Genomic DNA, 17,825 nt, shown 5'->3' with positions numbered 1-17,825 from the left:
ACGACCAAGATGCCGAAGCCCAATCCACGTCACCCGAAATTTCCGATACCGGGCGGGCCGGAGCTGCGCGCCAAGGGTTGGCGGCAGGAGGCGCTGCTGCGGCTCCTGGAGAACGTTCTCTCCGTCGGTGAGGATCCGGACAATCTCATCGTCTATGCCGCGCTCGGCAAGGCAGCGCGCAACTGGGCGGCGCACAAGGGCATCGTCAAGGCACTGACCGAAATGGACGAGGACCAGACGCTGCTGATCCAGTCCGGCAAGCCGATCGGCCTCGTGAAGACGCATCCGAAGGCGCCGCTTGTCATCATGGCGAACTGCAACATCGTCGGGCAATGGGCGAAGGCCGAGGTCTTCTACGAGCTGCAGCGCAAGGGGCTGATCTGCTGGGGTGGGCTGACGGCGGGCGCGTGGCAGTATATCGGCAGCCAGGGCGTCATCCAGGGCACCTATGAAATCTTCATGCGCATTGCCGAGCGCCGGTTCGGCGGTGATCTCTTCGGACGCTTCGTGCTGACGGCGGGACTCGGCGGAATGGGCGGCGCGCAGCCGCTCGCCGGCCGCATGGCGGGGGCCGCCATCCTCTGCGTCGACATCGATCCCGAGCGCGCGAAGAAGCGCCAGGAGATCGGCTACTTGCAGGAAATCGCGCCGGATCTCGATACGGCGCTTGCGATGATCGATGCTGCAGTGAAGGACAAGCGGGCGCTTTCGGTTGGTCTCGTCGGCAATGCTGCGGAAATCTATCCCGAGATCGCGCGGCGCGGCATCGTGCCGGATATCGTCACCGACCAGACCTCCGCGCACGACCTCGTCTACGGCTACGTGCCGAAGGGCATGAGCCTTGCGCAGGTTCGCGAACTGCGCGAGGACGGTCAAGGACAGCTGATGGCGGCAAGCCGAGCTTCGATCGTGCAGCACGTCACTGCCATGCTGGACTTCCAGAAGAAGGGCTCCGAGGTCTTCGACAATGGCAACCTTATCCGCACACAGGCCAAGGAAGGCGGCGTCGCCAACGCTTTCGACATTCCGATCTTCACCGAAGCCTATCTGCGACCGCTCTTTGCCCGGGCAATCGGCCCTTTCCGCTGGATGGCACTCTCAGGCGCGGAAAGTGATATCGCCCTGATCGACGATCTGCTGCTCGAAATGTTCCCAGACAACAAGATTATCACCAACTGGATCCGGTTGGCGCGCAAGCACGTGCCCTTCGAAGGACTGCCGGCGCGTATTGCCTGGCTCGGTCACGGTGAACGCACGATGCTGGCCCGCCGGGTCAACGAACTGGTCGCAAGCGGTGAACTGAAAGGTCCTGTCGCCTTCTCGCGTGATCATCTCGACGCCGGTGCGATGGCGCATCCGAACATCATGACCGAGCGGATGAAGGATGGCTCCGACGCCATCGCCGACTGGCCGCTGATCGATGCGATGATGCTCTGCTCGTCGATGGCAGATCTCGTGGCCGTGCATTCCGGCGGGGGCGGCTATGCCGGCTACATGACGAGCTGCGGCCTCACCGTCGTGGCCGATGGCACCGACGCTGCCGACGAGCGGCTCGACCATGCGCTTACCAACGACACGGCGCTTGGCGTCATGCGCTATGCCGATGCCGGCTATGACGAGGCGCTCGACGAGGTGGCCAAGAAGGACGTTCCCTACATTAGGCTCGGATAGCGCTAAGGCACCTGTCTCGGAAGCATTTCTGTCCGATTACGCTATGGCGTGGCGCAACCGATCGATCGCAGGTCGTGCGCCTCTGATAGAGATCGAGTGTTGATTCGACGCTGCCCTTCCAATGAACGGACCCGCCATGCAGCCCCGCACCTACGGTATACTCCTCGTCAGCATTGCTACGATCATGTGGAGCACCGCGGGGCTCTTCGTCCGCGCGCTCGATCTCGATGTCTGGACCGTGCTCGGATGGCGCTCGCTGTTTGGCGGTCTGGCGCTCACGATCATCATTCTGGCAAAGAAGCGGATCAGTGCGGAACCCGGCAAGGTACCGCTCTATTTCTATCCGCTGTTCGGTCTCATGGCCGCTATATCGATGTATGGCTACATCGGCGCGCTGAAGCTGACGACCGTCGCCAACGTGCTGGCGATCTATGCGACCGTCCCGTTCGTCGCGGCAGCCATCGCTTATGTCTGGTTGAAGGAGAAGATCAGCAGGCGTGTGCTCATCGCCAGTATGATCGCCTTCGTTGGCGTTCTGATCGTTGCAGGTTTCGGCGCGAGGCCCCAGGACATCACTGGCAACGCGCTGGCGTTCTTGATGACGCTGACCTTCAGCATCCTGCTCGTCGCGGCGCGGCGCTACCCCGCACTGCGCTTGGCGCCGGTCAATGCGCTTGGATCCGGCTTCTGCGTGCTGCTCTGCCTGCCACTGATGTCGCACGCGATACCGAGCCTGCAGGAGATCCTCGTGCTTGCCGTCTTCGGGTCGACGACATCGGGAATCGCCTATCTACTGTTCATGACCGGCGGCCGCTATATTCCCTCGAGCGAGGCCGGGTTGATCGGTTTGCTCGACGTCGTGCTCGGCCCACTCTGGGTCTGGCTCGCCTTCTCAGAGACGCCGACGCTTTCCACGATCATCGGCGGCGTGATCATCCTGATCTCGGTCTTCTGGTATCTGTGGAGCGGCATGGCCCGGTCACAGCAGCCACGCCGCACGCTGAAAAACGTTTAGTCGGCTTATTTTTCGCAAATGATTACCGCTTCGCCAGCTTGGCGGCGGTGAGCGCCGCGACCATGCCAAGCGCCAGCAGCGACAGCGTGAAGGCAACGACGGCGTTCCAGCCATCGGCACCCCAGAAATAGCCACCGACCGAACCGGCAACACTGGAGCCGATGTAGTAGGACAACAGATAGAGCGCGGACGCGTGCCCCTTGGTGCCGCGGGCAAGGCGACCAACGAGGGCGCTCGCCACCGAGTGGGCGACGAAGAAGCCCGATGTCAGCAACACGATGCCAAAGACGATCAGCGGCAGCGAGGATGACAGCGTGACCGCGACGCCGACCGCCGCAATCGCAATGCCGGCCGGCAGCACGATGAAATGGCCGATGCGATCTCCAAGCAGGCCGGCGAGCCAGGATGCGGCGATACCGAACAGATAGACCGTGAAGATCAGGCCGAGTTCCGTCTGGTTGAGATTGTATGGCGGCTGAACGAGACGGAAACCGATGTAGTTGTAGACGGTGACGAAGCTGCCCATGGCGAGAAAGCCGATGGCGAAGAGCAATGGCAGCGCCGGGTTGCCGATATGGCCAACCCAGGCCCTCACGTGAAAGCGGACATCGAAACCCTTGCGCGGCGCAAAATTGCGCGACGCGGGCAGCAGCAGGAAGAAGCCGATTGCCGCGGCAAGGCCGAGCACGCCAAGCGAACCCAATGCAATGCGCCATGAGAAGAACTCAGCCAATGTGCCGGTGACGACGCGGCCTGCCATGCCGCCAAAAGCATTACCGGCGATGTAAAGACCCATCGAGGCGCCAAGACCGCGGGGATCGATCTCTTCCGAGAGATAGGCCATCGCCACGGCCGGCACGCCGCCAAGCAGCAGCCCTTCAAGCGCGCGGATGACGAGCAGGGCATGCCAACTCGGCACCAAGGCGCAGGCAATCGTGCAGACGGACGCGCCAAGCAGCGAGGCGAACATCAGGCTGCGGCGGCCGAAGCTTTCGGAGACGGCAGCGGCACAGAAGATCGCGAAGGCGAGAAAGCCTGTTGATAGGGACAAGGAGAGCGAGCTCGCTGCCGGGCTCACGCCGAAGTCCGTGGCAAAGATCGGCATCAGCGGCTGCACGCAATAGAGCAGCGAGAAGGTAGCAAAGCCGGAAAGGAAGAGGGCGAGGCTGGCACGTCGATAAGGTGACGTGCCGCGCAGCAAGAACTGCTTTTCCTGCATTTCCGTCGTCGTTCGCACGAGGTGGAGATTCGGACGGGGATGGGTTTCGGAGGCGTCTGGCGAGCTGTTTGCGGCGCGTTGCATTGGGGGTACCAACCTTTCACGCCTTTTGATCTAGCCAGCAGCGCGCCATTTGTCCAATATATGAAAATGACATTCTTCATAGCTTTTGGAGATACCGATGGAGTTGCGCCATATCCGCTATTTTCTCGCCGTCGCCGAAGAGGGAAATTTCACCCGCGCCGCAGCAAACCTCGGCATCGGACAGCCGCCGCTCAGCCAACAGATCCGCGATCTTGAAAACGAGATCGGGGCGGCACTGTTTCATCGCGTCCCACATGGCGCGGAACTGACGGAGGCTGGGAGCGCCTTTTTGCCGGAGGGTCGCGCTGCCATCGCGGCCGCCGAGAAGGCGAAGCTCGCCGCCCAGCGCGCCACCCGAGGCGAGACCGGTCGGCTGGCGCTCGGCTTCACGGCATCCTCAGCCTTCAACACGGCGGTCAGCGGCACGATCCGTCGCTTTCGCTCGCAGTGGCCAGAGGTGAGCCTCTCCTTGACCGAGATGAACAGTAACTGGCTGATGGAGAAACTGCTGCGTGAGGAAATCGACGTTGCCTTCATCAGGCCCGGCCTGGAGGATCCGAAGAACGTCACGCTGAAACGCCTGGCAGATGAGCCGATGCTGATTGCCTTGCCGGCGCACCACCCGCTTGCGAAATACGAGAAGGTGCCCGTGTCGGCGCTTGCCGGCGAGCCGTTCATTCTGTTTCCGCGGACGGTTGGCCTCAGTCTCTATGATGATATCGTGCGTGGCTGCCGCGATGCCGGTTTCGAGCTTGTCGTGACGCAGGAGGCGCCGCAGATCCCATCCGTCGTCAATCTGGTCGCCGCCGATCTCGGCGTATCGATTGTGCCAGCCTCGATTGCCCACCTGACACTCGACGGGGTCGCCTATCGCCAGATCGAGGGGCCGCCGCTGGTGGCGCGTCTCGGGCTTGCGATGCTGAAGGCGCAGCGGTCGCGCGTCGCCGCAAACATGATGAGCCTCGTCTGATCAGCCGGCAGGATCCCAATAAGGCGGATCGCCGAAGGTCTTGCGCAGGTGGTCGGCGACAGCGCGCAGCTTGGCGGACGGATTGCGCCCCTCCGGATGCGCCATGTAGATGAACTCGGCTTCCGGCCTGTAGCCGACATCGATCTCCTGCAGCTGTCCCACACTGATCGCAGGCCCAGCAATGAAGGCTGGCAGAAGCGCGATACCGAGACCCTCAGCCGCGGCATCGCGGATCATGTCCCCATTGTTCATGCCGACGGCCTGGCTTGCCCGCACGACGATGGCTCCATCCGGCGTCTGGAACCGCCAGTCCGCAACGCCCCGGTTGGTGTAGAAGATGCCTTTATGGCCATCGAGATCGGCAAGGGTCTTCGGCACACCATGGCGGCTGAGATAATCCGGTGACGCGACCAAAAGCCGACGGCTGCGACTGAGTTTCCACACGACCAACCGGGAGTCGACGATCGGACCATGCCGGACCACGGCATCATACCCTTCCGAGGAGACATCGACGCGGCGGTCGTCGATGTCGAGCACCAATCGGATTTCCGGATGCGCGGCCAGAAACGGGTATAGCGCGGGGCCAAGATGCATGCGCCCGAAGGTAACGGGGGCGGCAATGCGCAGCGGGCCGGACAACGTGCCTCGGCGCACCGCCATCTCGGCGGTGGCGTCCTCGATTTCCTGAACGATCCGCGTCGCGCGCTCCAGAAAGGCCGTACCGTCTTCCGTCAAAGTGAGTTTTCGCGTGGTGCGATGCAGGAGCACACCGCCAAGCGACTTTTCAAGCTCCGCAAGCCTCTCGCTGACGACAGACTTCGATAGGCGCAGGCGTCGGGCAGCCTCGCTGACCGAGCCGGATTCCACGATCGCCACGAAGGCCGTTATTCCCTCAACCCTGATCATCGTTCGGCAAATCCGAATTCGAGTTCCACCATTTGGAGACTAATCCGAACGAAAAGAAAATGCCATCTTCTGCCCATCGAAAGGGACGGCAATCGCCATCCCAACCCCATACTGGAGATGGAACAATGAACCGCTTGAATGGAAAAGTCGCCATCGTCACTGGCGCAAGTGCCGGCATCGGTCGCGCAACGGCCAAGCTCTTTGCGGCCGAAGGCGCCAAGGTCGTCGTCGGCGCCCGCCGCCAGGCTGAACTCGAAAACCTGGTCGCAGAGATCAAGGCAGCCGGCGGACATGCCGTTGCTGTTGCCGGCGACGTCCGCTCGGAAGACTATCACAAGGCGCTGGTCGCCACCGCCGTCGAGCGCTACGGTAAGCTCGACATTGCCTTCAACAATGCCGGCATCCTTGGCGAAGCCGGCCCGAGCACCGGTGTTTCCGAGGCCGGTTTCACCGAAGCGCTGACGATCAACCTGACGGCCTCCTTCCTGGCTGCCAAGCATCAGATCGCGCAGATGGAAAAGGATGGCGGCGGCTCCGTCATCTTCACCTCGACTTTCGTCGGCTACAGCTTCGCCTTCCCGGGTGTTGCCGCCTATGCCGCCAGCAAGTCCGGCCTTATTGGCCTGACGCAGGCGCTCGCTGCCGAATTCGGCCCGAAGGACGTGCGCGTAAACGCGGTTCTGCCGGGTGCGGTCGATACCGACATGTATCGCGAGATGAACGACACTGAGGGCAAGCAGAGCTTCATCACCAACCTGCATGCGCTGAAGCGTGTCGCAGCGCCTGAGGAACTTGCGCGCTCCGTACTCTACCTCGCATCCGACGACTCGAGCTTCGTCACCGGTACGGCCTCGCTGGTCGATGGTGGCGCATCGATCACCCGCACCTGATCCTGCGTTCGACTATCCGCTCTGACTGGACAAGCTTTCCGAAAAAGGGCGGATTATCGCGACGGCATTTTCATCACATCATCCAAGGCAGCAACGGGCGCTCGCCCAACGGGAACACAGGAACTCACGACAATGGCACGCTTACAGAACAAGACAGCCCTGATCACCGGCGGCACCAGCGGCATCGGCCTCGAAACCGCCCGTCAATTCATCGCCGACGGCGCTCGCGTTGCCATCACCGGCAGCAGCGAAAAGAGCGTCGCGGCGGCCCGTGCCGAATTTGGCGACAAGGCGTTGGTCATCCAGGCGGATGCCGGCAACGCAGCCGGCCAGAAGGTCGTCGCCGGCGCGATCAAGGAGAGCTTCGGGCATCTCGACATTCTTTTCGTCAACGCCGGCGTGGCGGAGTTCGGTGCGCTCGAACAATGGAGCGAGGAAGCCTTCGACAGGTCGGTCGCGATCAACGTCAAGGGACCTTTCTTTCTGATCCAGGCCCTTCTGCCGCTGTTTTCGAACCAGGCTTCGATCGTTCTCAACACGTCGATCAATGCCCATATCGGCATGCCGAATTCGAGCGTCTACGCCCTAACCAAGGGCGCGCTGCTGACGCTTGCAAAGACGCTCTCCGGTGAACTGATCGGCCGCGGCATTCGCGTCAACGCCGTCAGCCCCGGGCCCATCGCGACACCGCTCTATGGCAAGCTCGGCATGTCGGAAACCGACACCAAGGCAAGGGCGGCACAGATCCCGGTCGGCCGGTTCGGCGATGCCGGCGAAGTCGCCAAAACCATCATCTTCCTCGCCTCCGACGAGGCTCCCTACATCGTCGGCAGTGAGCTCGTTATCGATGGCGGGATGAGTAACCTCTGAGGACCGAGATCCATCAGAGGATGCCTGAGAAGGCCGCGGACCCCTCTCCTCCGCGGCCTTTCCGTGTTCATCAGCCGGCATCATGAGGACGACGGCGGGGAGCAGAAGCACCGGATCGCGGCCCGCACTTACGCCGAACGCTTCGTCCTGCTCCTGATATAGACCCAGTCCGCTGCCAGCATGACGACCAGCGACAGGCCAACGAGCGGGAAGAACACTCCGCAAACAGCGAGCATCGCGATCAGGCCGCGGACAACACGCTTGTCAGCAGGCATCGGCGGGACGCCGAGCGAGCCCGCTGGGCGTTGCTTCCACCACATGACGGCCGCCGAAACCGCAAGCAGGATGATCGCCGCGCAAGCGGCAAGCAGCACCAGTTGGTTCGCAAGCCCGAACTGCTGACCGAGATGAGTGTTGATGCCCCATTCGAGCGATTTGCCGAGCGGACCGTAGTCGGCATAGCTCATGTCGATCAGCGGCGTCCCGGAATATTGGTCGAGATGCACGACCCGCTGCTTGGAAAGATCGTCGGGATAGACCGATCCGGTAAACACCCCATCCGCTGTGGTTGGTATGTTGACGGCGTAACCCCGATGCAGGCCAAGACGATCAAAGGTGGCTACGGCGTCATCGAGGCCAATCGCCTGTGCATGATGGGCGTGCCCTGACGAGTGCGGTACTTGCGCCTGCTCCAGCGACCAGGATGTCTTGGCGACGTGGTCGAGATGCTCGTCGGACATAGGTACGGCAACCCGCACGCCCGCGGGATAGCCGAAGTTGTTGCCATTGGCCCATTCGTTGACCTTGCCGCCCCAGACCCCCGACCAAGGCATGCCTGTGATGGCCAGGAAGACGATGAAGAAGCCGACGAAGATACCGGTGACCGCATGAGTGTCCCGCCAGAAGACCCGCCGCTTAGGGGTGCCGCGAACGGAGAGAACACCGCCTGTCTGTAGGCGTGGCCACCAGAGGTAGACGCCGGTGGCAACCAACAGGATCGACCATCCGGCGGCGATCTCGATCAGCATACGCGCGTAGTTGCCGAAATATTTGAGGCTGTGGAGGTAGCGGATCGTCCACATGACAGTGCCGCGATCCGGCAACGCGCCCAGCACCTTAGCGGTATACGGATTGACGTAGACGGCAAGTTTGCCTTCCGCCTCGGTGCCGATGGTGACTTCGGCAGAGGCATCGGGCGTGGCAGGGTCGGTAAACTTGACTGTAATTCCGGGGTAAACAGCACGGGCAGCAGCCACCATCGTGGAAGGTGCCGCGCGGTTTGCGCCTTGCTGCACTTCGACGCGCTTGAGTTCGGAATGGATCACCGCGTCAATCTCATCCTTGAACAGGTAGAGGCCGCCGGTGATCGCCAGCGTGATCATGAAGGGCAGGACAAGAAGGCCTGCGTAAAAATGCCAGCGCCAGACGGCGCGATAGAGGTCGAAGGCGGAGCGCGCGGAGGCGCTGACGCTCTCGCGACCGATGGTAAGATCGGACATGGAGGACTCCCAACGTAGGAAAATCGAACCTCGGCGTGACGCGCGCGAGGTCGAGCGATGACGTCAGGCGGTAATGGGAGGTGCTCGCGGTTCAGCGATCCGCCCGCGTAAAGCGGGCAAAACGTCAGCATCGGTTCGGATCGCTGCGTCGATTGCAGTTTCGACTGCGACGTAGAGGACCGCCGCCTGCGCGGCGAGAACTGCCGGCATGGCAGCCGATGCCAGACGGCAGAGCGTGCCGCACGGGCACTCGGGCGCCTTCTTGGCCGGCAAGTTGCCATGTCCGGCATCGTCGATGGAACCGTGTCCGCTTGAAGAGCAGATGATTGCGAAGGGATCGACGGCGGACGCCGCCATGGAACCCTGCACAGTGCCGCTCAGCAGTCCTTGGATCAGGAATAGACAGGCGACCAGCAGCGCGACGGCGCTGGCCGATACCCGATCCCGCAAGATGCTTCGCATGGTCCCCATGCTTCGCTCCATGCCACAAGAGGGCAGCATTGTCACTGCGACCAACGCGCTTCCGGTGCCGATTGCTTATTATTCCCCAAAGGCTTAGGGTTTGATGCAATCAGATAATCGATGGGAAAAAGCCATGGTTCTCAGCGGCAAACGCATCCTCCTCATCATTTCAGGCGGGATCGCGGCCTATAAAAGCCTGGACGTGATCCGACGGCTCAGAGAGCGGGGTGCGTCCGTGCGACCGCTGATGACGACGGGGGCGCAGGAATTCGTGACGCCGCTTGCCGTCGGCGCGCTCGCCGCCGATCATGTGTTCACCGATCTTTTCTCCCGCCAGGACGAGCAGGATGTCGGCCATATCCGGCTGGCGCGCGATTGCGACCTCGTGCTGATTGCGCCGGCGACGGCGGACCTGCTCGCCAAGATGGCGAACGGGCTTGCGGACGACCTTGCCTCGACGGTGCTGCTTGCGACCGACCGTCCGGTACTCGCCGCCCCCGCCATGAACCCGCACATGTGGGCGCATCCGGCAACCAAGCGCAACGTCGAGACCCTGCGCGGCGACCATATCCGTTTTATCGGACCGATGTCAGGCGAGATGGCGGAGAGCCGCGAAGCGGGCGTCGGCCGGATGGCTGAGCCGCTCGAGATCGTCGCGGCCGCGGAAGCGCTGCTCAACGATGGACCGAGGCCGCTTACCGGCCGCAAGGCGATTGTCACCTCGGGGCCGACTCATGAGCCGATCGACCCTGTGCGCTACATCGCCAATCGCTCTTCCGGCCGTCAGGGGCACGCGATTGCCGCCGCCCTCTCCGCCCTTGGGGCAGATGTGACACTCGTTTCCGGGCCAGTCTCGGTCCCTGATCCCATGGGTGTGAAGGTCATTCACGTCGAGCGCGCAGACCAGATGCGCGACGCTGTTCTCGCCGCGCTTCCCGTCGATGTCGCGGTGATGGTTGCGGCCGTCGCCGACTGGCGTGTTGCCTCGGCCGCCGACCAGAAGATCAAGAAGCATCCGGGCGAATCCATCCCGACGCTCGCGCTGACTGAAAATCCCGATATTCTGAAGACCGTCGGTCATCACACGCTGCGGCCGAAGCTGGTGATCGGCTTTGCGGCGGAGACCCAGGATGTCGAGAGCAACGCCATGGCGAAACTCGAACGCAAGGGGGCTGACATCATCGTCGCCAACGACGTTTCGCCCGCAACCGGCATCATGGGCGGCGTTCGCAACAGGGTGAAGATCGTCGCTCACAGCGGCATCGAACAGTGGCCAGACCTTGCGAAGGAAGAGGTTGCGACGAAGCTCGCGGCGATGATCGCTGAACGGCTCAAGCAGTAATCGCGACCGGGGCGGTCTTTGCCACGGCCAGCGCCGGACGAAACGGTGCGATATCGAGGCCAATGTCGGCAAGCGTAACGGCACTGCCATCCGGGATCTCCGCCCAGGCATCGACATCGTCGTTGAGCGGCTCGGACACCAGGCAATAGCCCCTGCCGACAGGAGACGCGTAGAGCGTCGGCGCCTTGCGGTCGGTCGCATAACGGATCGCATAGAGTAACTTGCCATCGGAAAAGGCGGCCGTGTAGCGCACCAAGACTGAACCCAGGACGTTTTCGGCAAGGCCCTCTACGAAGCGTATCATCTCCGCCATGGCTGCCATCGGCGTCTGGCGCAGGCCAAACTGCAGGGCGAGCAGGAACATCAGTTCGGAATCGGTGGTCCCGCCGCGCGCGTTGAAAAGCTCATCGTCTAGCATGGCCTCCATGGGACGGCGCAGCCGTTCGAAGCCTGAGATCTGGCCGTTGTGCATGAAGGACCAGTTGCCGAAGGTGAAGGGATGGCAGTTGTCGCGCCGCGTGCCGCCGCCGGTGGCGGCCCGCACATGCGCCAAGAACAACGGCGACCGGATCTGCCGCGCAAGGCTCTTCAGGTTGCAGTCGGACCAAGCCGGCAAGGTATCGCGGTAGCGCCCTGGCTCCAGCCGGTCGCCATACCAGGCGATGCCGAAGCCGTCGCCATTGGTGGGGGTTTTGGCGCGGGTGGCGCAATGCGACTGCTCGATCAAGGAGTGCGCGGGCGAGGACACCAGTTCCTCCAGATAGAGGGGGTCTCCACGATAGGCTGCCCAGCGACACATGCTCTTTCCACTCCCGAGCCCGCCCTGAGGCGGGAGAATGCCGAAACGCGACAGTGATTGTCGAACCCGATGGTTAATAAGACCTGAACGGCCTCGTGGCTTGCAAGCGGAAGATGACAAATTTCCGGCGGCGGACGCGATCACATTGCGCAATGGCGCATCTTCTTTTGTGAACAGTGCGTTGCCGGGCAGGCTGATTTTGCGGATGCCGGTCAGGCGGCTATAGTCCCGGGCAAGTCGAACCCTTCGAGAGGATGCCATGTCGATCCGTCCCGTAAAGCATATGAGCACCGCAACTCCGACGATGGAGGGCGCCGGCGTGAAGCTGCATCGCGTCTTCGGCTTCGGGGATCCGTCAATGACCGACCCGTTCCTTATGATGGACGATTTCCGCAATGACAATCCGGCCGAATACATCCGTGGCTTTCCCTGGCATCCGCATCGCGGCATCGAGACGATCACGTACGTGCTCGCCGGCACGGTCGAGCACGGCGACAGCCTCGGCAATCGCGGCCTGCTCGGCTCCGGCGACATCCAGTGGATGACGGCCGGCAGCGGCATCATGCACCAGGAAATGCCGAAGGGCGATTTCGCCGGACGGATGCACGGCTTCCAGCTGTGGGCCAACCTGCCCTCGTCGCTAAAGATGACGGCGCCACGCTATCAGGACGTCAAATCCGCCGACATTCCTGTCGTGGTCGACGACGACGGCACCGCCGTACGCGTTATCTGCGGCGACTTTTGGGGCAAGGCGGGCCCGGTTGACGGCGTAGCTGCCGAACCGATCTATCTCGACGTCTCGGTGCCGCCGGGCAAGAAGAAGCGCCTGCCCGTCGACACCTATCGCAACGCCTTTGCCTATATCTTCGTAGGCTCCGGCACGTTCCGCGACGCCTCCAAGCCGTTTGGCGTCCGCGTCGAGAAGGAGGTCAACGGGGAGGAGTTGAACATTCGCGATATGTCCAGCAACCGCACGCTCGTCGTCTTCGACAGCGGTGATGAAGTGACCGTGCAGGCCGGCGACGAAGGCATCCGCTTTCTGCTCGTTTCGGGCAAGCCAATCGAGGAGCCGGTCGCCTGGCATGGGCCGATCGTCATGAACTCGCGAGAGGAGATCATGCAGGCGATGCGAGAACTGCAGAACGGCACCTTCATCAAGGCCGCACATTGAGCCGGCTTATCCACAAGCGCTACCACTAAATCTGTATATCGACACAACGAAACAACATTTCATTGTAAACGTTGGCGTATTCCCGACAGCGAGGAAATGAAATCGGGCATTCCTGAAGATGTGGCAGCGACTCGGCCGAGGTTTTTTCTTGCATCGCGGACGAATCATCCTACCTTCTTTCCATCGACAACAGAACGAAAGGAAGGTGATCCAATGTCTAATGAGATTTCAGACCTCGTAAAAGGCATGGAAGTGGTGATGAAAGCGAGGCAGCCCTCGCTCTAAGCCCCACCTTCCTAGGATCGCTTTGACGGTCCGGCCATTTACAGGCCAGAACTCATGGAAAGGGTCGCCTCGAGCGACCCTTTTCATTTTACATCACAGGATTGACGACGCCCACGATCTTGGCGTATTCGTAAAGTCATCAGATGACTTTACGAATACCGACGATGCAACCACTCGCAAAAACGAAGCTTGCCGACACGGCCATCGAGGCAATCCGCGCCGAGATATTGGGAAAGCGTTGGGCCGTTGGGGAAAAACTGCCCAACGAGGCAACGCTGTCGTCCATGCTCTCCGTCAGCCGCGGCACCATACGGGAAGCCGTCCGCGTGCTGGTGTCGCAGGGCCTTCTCGAAACCAGGCAGGGCTCCGGAACCTACGTGCTGTCTACCACCGATACGAGGCTGCCGCTCACCATGGCGCGTCGTGCCGGTCTGCGTGATCTCTTCGAGGCCCGGTGTGCACTCGATGTCGAGGCGGCGCGGCTGGCCGCGGTACGACAAACTCCGCAAACCATTGCGGAATTGAGGGCGCTTCTCGCCAAGCGGGGCAATTTCGAAGGCGGCGACAAAAGCGGCTTCGTCGAACGCGACCTTGCCTTCCACCAAGCCGTCATTGCGGCTTCCGGCAACCGCGCGATGGTTGAGATCTATCAGTTCTTCTCCGCCTCGATCGCCGAAACGATCGCGGCGACTTTGGACAATGAGATTCCCGAGCCTGATCTGCAGGCGCACGCCGACATCATCGACGCGATCGCCACCGGCGATCCGCAACAGGCCGACGCGGCCGTTCGCCGCTTCATGGCTCCCATCATCAGCGCTCTCGACCGGATGCTCCATTCATGACCACCCCCCTTCAGGACTCCGCGGAGGTCTACGACCTCGCGGACGAGCAACTTATCGATGCCGAAGCCGATAGCGTTCCCCAACCACAACCCCCAGTGGGCAGCAGTGCAGCGGCACGCTTCCTTCTCGGGGTTAGTCTCGTCCTGATCGCCTTCAATCTGCGGCCGGTCTTCTCCAGCGCCTCCGCGCTGCTGCCCGAAATCAAGACGGAACTCGGCCTTTCGTCGCTCGGCGCCAGCTTGCTGACCACCCTGCCCGTCGTCTGCCTCGGTGCTTTTTCGCCAGTGGCGCCGCGGCTTGCCCAACGAATCGGAGCAGAGCGTACGCTTCTGGGGGTACTCATCCTGCTGGCCCTCGGGACAGCGCTCCGGGGCCTTTCATCCATTCCGCTACTGTTTATCGGCACCGCGCTCGCCGGCGCTTCCATTGCTGTCGGCAACGTGCTGCTGCCTGGCTTGGTCAAGCGTGACTTTGCCGATCGCGCCGCGCTGATGACCGGCTTCTACACGATGGCGCTCTGCGCGGGCGCGGCAAGTGCTGCGGGCTTCACGTTGCCGCTCGAGCACATTCTCGGCGACTCGCTCTCCAGCGCACTGGCCGCCTGGGGGCTGCCCGCGCTGATCGTCGGGATCATCTGGTTGCCGCAAGTGCTGTCCACCAAGAGCCAGGTCAAGCGCAGCGGCTTTTCCGTCCAAGGACTCTGGCGAGACCGGCTGGCATGGCAGGTCACGCTCTTCATGGGCCTGCAGTCTGCTCTGGCTTATTGCGTATTCGGCTGGCTCGTTCCCATCCTGCGCGAGCGCGGCGTTGACGGTTTCACCGCGGGAGCGATCGTTTCGGTATCGGTGATGGTTCAGGCCGCGGCTTGCCTTGTAGCTCCGCAGATCGCCGTGAGGGGCAAGGATCAGCGACTGATCAACGCGTCGCTCTGTGCCGTCGCCGTCGTCGCCTTGCTCGGCCTACTGTTCGCGCCGCTCTCGACGATCTGGGTCTGGGCCGTGCTGCAGGGCATCGGCCAGGGCGGCCTGATCGCCGTCGCCATGACGACAATCGTGCTGCGCTCCCGCGATCCGCATGTGGCGGCCCATCTTTCCGGCATGGCGCAATGCGTGGGCTACCTGCTTGCGGCGATTGGCCCGCTGGTCGTCGGGCTCATCCGCGGCTGGACCGGCAGCTTTGCGTGGTCGGCCGTGCTTTTCGTCGCGCTTGGCGCGGGGGCTGCGATCAACGGCTGGAACGCCGGCCGCGCGGAATATGTGAATGCGCAGACGATCGCAAAAATGGACTAACGCCCCCTCACCATCTGTTGATTTCTCCCGCCAGACGGCGATGTTTAGGTTACGCCTCCAATACCGCTTCCGTCAGAGGTCAAGTTTTGCGTTTCCTATCCGCCATCCTGCTTGCAACAGCCTTGCTGGCGCCACTCGCACCCGCCGTGTCGCAGGAGGGTCGAGGCGAACCTGCCACACGGGCCTCATCGAGCGACGGCGTACTGAAGCTGCTGCCGGAGGACTCGGTCACCCAACACACACTGAAGATCGGCGACCGGACGCTCGACTATGTGGCCACGGCCGGAACGCTTGATCTCTTCGCGCAAGACGGCACCAAATCAGGCGCAATATTCTACACGGCCTATATCGCCAAGAACGGCGCCCCCGACCGCCCGCTGACCTTTGCCTTCAATGGCGGCCCCGGTGCGGCGTCGGCATTCCTGCATCTCGGCCTGATGGGGCCGCGTATCCTGGACTTCGGCCCGAAAGGCGACGATGGGGCCGACGCGAAGTTGGTCGACAACCCGCACACCTGGCTCGACTTTACTGATCTTGTTTTCATCGATCCGATCGGAACTGGCTGGAGCCGGACCGCCAAGGCCGACGACGCCTCCAAATACTACAACGTCAATTCCGACGCAGAGAGCATCGCGAAGGCGATCGCTCTTTATGTCACTCACAACAATCGATCCGGTTCGCCCAAGTATCTTCTCGGCGAGAGCTATGGCGGCTTTCGCGCCGCCAAGGTGGCCGGCGCCCTGAAGGACAGCCAGGGCATTATCGTCTCGGGCGCGATCATGCTTTCGCCACTGCTCGAGGGGCAACTGATGTTCAATGCTGATCAGTTTGCGCTCGGCGCGGCACTCGAATTCCCCTCGCTTGCAGCAGCGCACATGGACAGACGCAACGCTTTCGATGAAGGGCAGCAGCGCGATGCGGAGAAATTTGCGCTTGGCGACTATCTCACGACACTCGCCGGCCCGACGCCAACAGGCGAAGCCGCTAAGGCCTTTTACGAGAAAATTGCCGGCATGACCGGGATCCCCTCAGATGTCGTTGAGAAGAACCGTGGCTTCCTCGGAAATGCTTACGCCAAGCAATCAGAAGGGCAGGACGGGCGCGTTGTCAGCCCTTACGACGCGGCGTTCTCGACGCCCGATCCTTATCCGGAATCAGACTCCGATCGCGGCGACGACGCCATCCTCGACGGCTTCACCCGCGCCTATGGCGGGGCCTTCGCCGACTATGCGCGCAGTGAACTCGGATTCAAGACCGAGATGACCTATTCGCTGCTCGACAGCGATATCAATCGCAAGTGGGAATGGGGCGGGCGTGGCGGCGGTTCCATGCGTCAGGCGAGCGTTACCGACGATATCCGCCAGCTTCTCGCCTCCAATCCGAAATTCCGCCTGCTGATCGCCCATGGCTATAGTGATCTCGTGACGCCCTATGGGGTGAGCCGCTATGTTGTCGACCACCTGCCGGCGTCGCTTGCCGGCGAGCGCGTGGCACTGAAGGTTTATCGTGGCGGCCACATGTTCTATACGCGGGCCGACCAGCGCGCTGCCTTCACCGCCGGGGCCAGGGCCTTCTTCGCCGGACGTTCCGCTGCAATGCCGGCTGAATGAACTGGGTATCCAACGCGAAAACCTGAGATTTTCTCGCGTTTTACGCCAAAATGGGTTGCCTTCGGCCGATGCCGACATAGGTAAGTCACCATGTCATACCCCAGTAAGCCATTTCCTGCCACGATGCCGCAACCGGCCTCGGGGCAGACGGAATTGCTGAGCGCCCTTTCGTCCTCCCCTCAAGACTGCGCTCTTTTTCTCGATATCGATGGGACGGTGCTTGACCTGGCCGGGATGCCGGACGCGATTGTCGTGCCGCCGTCTTTGCCGGCGGCGCTTGACGCGGTCTCGCGAAGGCTTGGCGGTGCGCTTGCCTTGGTAACAGGGCGAGCGCTTGCCTATGCCGACGCGCTGTTTGCGCCATTTCGTTTTCCGATCGCCGGCTTACACGGCGCCGAACTGCGCCGACCTGATGGCAGCGTCGCAAAGGCCGAGACCACTGCCGCATTCGAAGCGATGAAAGCGGATCTTCGCAGGGCGGCTGAAAGCCTGGACGGCGTCATCGTGGAAGACAAAGGCGCCGCCGTTGCCGCTCACTATCGCCTTGTGCCGCAAAGGCAGACAGAGGTGGAGCCGATCATGGAGGCGATGCTGTCCAAGGTAGGGCCCGACTGGACCTTGCAGCGCGGCAAGATGGTTCTCGAAATCCGACCGGCCAGCGCCGACAAAGGTCAGGCCATAGAGGCGTTTCTTTCGATGCCGCCATTTGCCGGCAGGCGTCCGATCACCATCGGTGACGACGTCACGGATGAGGCGATGTTCCGTGTCGCCAATCGCCAGGGCGGCCTCTCCGTTCGGGTCGGCTCGCCCTCCGACACCACCGCCGCCTTGACGCTGCCTTCGGCGTCGGCGGTGCGGGAACTGATCGCGCAGTTCGCCGTTTGATCCCAAGCACCAGGTG

Annotated in this window: 16 protein-coding genes; 11 read left to right on the top strand and 5 right to left on the bottom strand. The window is 62.3% G+C overall.

Going from position 1 to position 17,825, the window contains the following annotated elements:
• Positions 1-9 precede the first annotated feature (9 nt).
• Positions 10-1,671: a urocanate hydratase gene (locus RHIBUN_RS0104845; protein WP_025658677.1), complete on the top strand. Its 1,662-nt coding sequence runs from the start codon at positions 10-12 to the stop codon at positions 1,669-1,671.
• 136 nt (positions 1,672-1,807) lie between these two features.
• Positions 1,808-2,686, top strand: a complete 879-nt coding sequence (locus RHIBUN_RS0104840; RefSeq protein ID WP_025658676.1) for a DMT family transporter — start codon at positions 1,808-1,810, stop codon at positions 2,684-2,686.
• A 22-nt stretch (positions 2,687-2,708) separates the two neighbouring features.
• Here RHIBUN_RS0104840 and RHIBUN_RS0104835 read toward each other — a convergent pair whose 3' ends face one another.
• Positions 2,709-3,989: an MFS transporter gene (locus tag RHIBUN_RS0104835; RefSeq protein WP_025658675.1), complete on the bottom strand. Its 1,281-nt coding sequence runs from the start codon at positions 3,987-3,989 to the stop codon at positions 2,709-2,711.
• A 97-nt stretch (positions 3,990-4,086) separates the two neighbouring features.
• On the opposite strand from RHIBUN_RS0104835, the gene RHIBUN_RS0104830 reads away from it, so the two are divergent.
• Positions 4,087-4,959 carry a LysR family transcriptional regulator gene (locus RHIBUN_RS0104830; RefSeq protein WP_025658674.1) on the top strand — a complete coding sequence of 291 codons (873 nt, stop codon included), beginning with the start codon at positions 4,087-4,089 and terminating at the stop codon, positions 4,957-4,959.
• Here the strand turns inward: RHIBUN_RS0104830 and RHIBUN_RS0104825 are convergent, their stop codons facing one another.
• Positions 4,960-5,865: a LysR family transcriptional regulator gene (locus RHIBUN_RS0104825; RefSeq protein WP_025658673.1), complete on the bottom strand. Its 906-nt coding sequence runs from the start codon at positions 5,863-5,865 to the stop codon at positions 4,960-4,962.
• A gap of 125 nt (positions 5,866-5,990) precedes the next feature.
• Between RHIBUN_RS0104825 and RHIBUN_RS0104820 the strand changes: the two genes are divergently transcribed.
• Together RHIBUN_RS0104820 and RHIBUN_RS0104815 are read left to right on the top strand one after the other, a co-directional pair.
• On the top strand, positions 5,991-6,755 hold the full coding sequence (locus RHIBUN_RS0104820) for an SDR family oxidoreductase (protein WP_025658672.1): 765 nt from the start codon (positions 5,991-5,993) through the stop codon (positions 6,753-6,755).
• 132 nt (positions 6,756-6,887) lie between these two features.
• Complete coding sequence (locus RHIBUN_RS0104815) at positions 6,888-7,625, top strand: SDR family oxidoreductase (protein ID WP_025658671.1); 738 nt, start codon at positions 6,888-6,890, stop codon at positions 7,623-7,625.
• Between the two features lie 128 nt (positions 7,626-7,753).
• Here the strand turns inward: RHIBUN_RS0104815 and RHIBUN_RS0104810 are convergent, their stop codons facing one another.
• Complete coding sequence (locus RHIBUN_RS0104810; protein WP_025658670.1) at positions 7,754-9,124, bottom strand: PepSY domain-containing protein; 1,371 nt, start codon at positions 9,122-9,124, stop codon at positions 7,754-7,756.
• A 63-nt stretch (positions 9,125-9,187) separates the two neighbouring features.
• Positions 9,188-9,595, bottom strand: a complete 408-nt coding sequence (locus RHIBUN_RS0104805) for a DUF2946 family protein (RefSeq protein ID WP_025658669.1) — start codon at positions 9,593-9,595, stop codon at positions 9,188-9,190.
• A 124-nt stretch (positions 9,596-9,719) separates the two neighbouring features.
• Here RHIBUN_RS0104805 and coaBC point away from each other — a divergent pair, with 124 nt between their 5' ends.
• The gene (gene coaBC / locus RHIBUN_RS0104800) at positions 9,720-10,928 is read left to right on the top strand and encodes a bifunctional phosphopantothenoylcysteine decarboxylase/phosphopantothenate--cysteine ligase CoaBC (protein WP_025658668.1); all 1,209 of its coding nucleotides are present in this window, start codon (positions 9,720-9,722) and stop codon (positions 10,926-10,928) included.
• Here coaBC and RHIBUN_RS0104795 read toward each other — a convergent pair.
• Positions 10,918-11,727 (bottom strand): class II glutamine amidotransferase, encoded by an 810-nt coding sequence (locus RHIBUN_RS0104795; protein ID WP_025658667.1) that lies wholly within the window; start codon positions 11,725-11,727, stop codon positions 10,918-10,920. The two genes, coaBC and RHIBUN_RS0104795, sit on opposite strands and share 11 nt — an antisense overlap.
• Before the next feature lie 259 nt (positions 11,728-11,986).
• Between RHIBUN_RS0104795 and RHIBUN_RS0104790 the strand changes: the two genes are divergently transcribed.
• The 5 genes from RHIBUN_RS0104790 (at position 11,987) to otsB (ending at position 17,809) form a co-directional block, all read left to right on the top strand.
• Positions 11,987-12,898, top strand: coding sequence for a pirin family protein (locus RHIBUN_RS0104790; protein ID WP_025658666.1), 912 nt, complete (start codon positions 11,987-11,989; stop codon positions 12,896-12,898).
• Positions 12,899-13,347: 449 nt separating this feature from the next.
• Positions 13,348-14,025 (top strand): FadR/GntR family transcriptional regulator, encoded by a 678-nt coding sequence (locus RHIBUN_RS0104785; RefSeq protein WP_018116802.1) that lies wholly within the window; start codon positions 13,348-13,350, stop codon positions 14,023-14,025.
• On the top strand, positions 14,022-15,314 hold the full coding sequence (locus RHIBUN_RS0104780) for an MFS transporter (RefSeq protein ID WP_025658665.1): 1,293 nt from the start codon (positions 14,022-14,024) through the stop codon (positions 15,312-15,314). Before RHIBUN_RS0104785 ends, RHIBUN_RS0104780 begins: the two co-directional genes overlap by 4 nt.
• 86 nt (positions 15,315-15,400) lie before the next feature.
• Positions 15,401-16,924, top strand: a complete 1,524-nt coding sequence (locus RHIBUN_RS0104775) for a carboxypeptidase (protein WP_025658664.1) — start codon at positions 15,401-15,403, stop codon at positions 16,922-16,924.
• Positions 16,925-17,014: 90 nt separating this feature from the next.
• A complete protein-coding gene (otsB, locus tag RHIBUN_RS0104770) occupies positions 17,015-17,809 on the top strand; it encodes a trehalose-phosphatase (RefSeq protein ID WP_025658663.1) in 795 nt (264 codons plus the stop codon).
• Positions 17,810-17,825 lie beyond the last annotated feature (16 nt).

Origin of the sequence: Rhizobium sp. IBUN (assembly GCF_000510625.1) — a bacterium.
GTDB classification, from domain to species: Bacteria; Pseudomonadota; Alphaproteobacteria; order Rhizobiales; family Rhizobiaceae; genus Rhizobium; species Rhizobium altiplani.
This window is presented reverse-complemented; position numbering and strand designations above follow the sequence as displayed.

Coding starts and splice junctions, on each gene's coding strand:
- RHIBUN_RS0104845 (WP_025658677.1), top strand. CDS start 10: ATGCCGAAGCCCAATCCACGTCACCCGAAATTTCCGATACCGGGCGGG.
- RHIBUN_RS0104840 (WP_025658676.1), top strand. CDS start 1,808: ATGCAGCCCCGCACCTACGGTATACTCCTCGTCAGCATTGCTACGATC.
- RHIBUN_RS0104835 (WP_025658675.1), bottom strand. CDS start 3,989: ATGCAACGCGCCGCAAACAGCTCGCCAGACGCCTCCGAAACCCATCCC.
- RHIBUN_RS0104830 (WP_025658674.1), top strand. CDS start 4,087: ATGGAGTTGCGCCATATCCGCTATTTTCTCGCCGTCGCCGAAGAGGGA.
- RHIBUN_RS0104825 (WP_025658673.1), bottom strand. CDS start 5,865: ATGATCAGGGTTGAGGGAATAACGGCCTTCGTGGCGATCGTGGAATCC.
- RHIBUN_RS0104820 (WP_025658672.1), top strand. CDS start 5,991: ATGAACCGCTTGAATGGAAAAGTCGCCATCGTCACTGGCGCAAGTGCC.
- RHIBUN_RS0104815 (WP_025658671.1), top strand. CDS start 6,888: ATGGCACGCTTACAGAACAAGACAGCCCTGATCACCGGCGGCACCAGC.
- RHIBUN_RS0104810 (WP_025658670.1), bottom strand. CDS start 9,124: ATGTCCGATCTTACCATCGGTCGCGAGAGCGTCAGCGCCTCCGCGCGC.
- RHIBUN_RS0104805 (WP_025658669.1), bottom strand. CDS start 9,595: ATGGGGACCATGCGAAGCATCTTGCGGGATCGGGTATCGGCCAGCGCC.
- coaBC (WP_025658668.1), top strand. CDS start 9,720: ATGGTTCTCAGCGGCAAACGCATCCTCCTCATCATTTCAGGCGGGATC.
- RHIBUN_RS0104795 (WP_025658667.1), bottom strand. CDS start 11,727: ATGTGTCGCTGGGCAGCCTATCGTGGAGACCCCCTCTATCTGGAGGAA.
- RHIBUN_RS0104790 (WP_025658666.1), top strand. CDS start 11,987: ATGTCGATCCGTCCCGTAAAGCATATGAGCACCGCAACTCCGACGATG.
- RHIBUN_RS0104785 (WP_018116802.1), top strand. CDS start 13,348: ATGCAACCACTCGCAAAAACGAAGCTTGCCGACACGGCCATCGAGGCA.
- RHIBUN_RS0104780 (WP_025658665.1), top strand. CDS start 14,022: ATGACCACCCCCCTTCAGGACTCCGCGGAGGTCTACGACCTCGCGGAC.
- otsB (WP_025658663.1), top strand. CDS start 17,015: ATGTCATACCCCAGTAAGCCATTTCCTGCCACGATGCCGCAACCGGCC.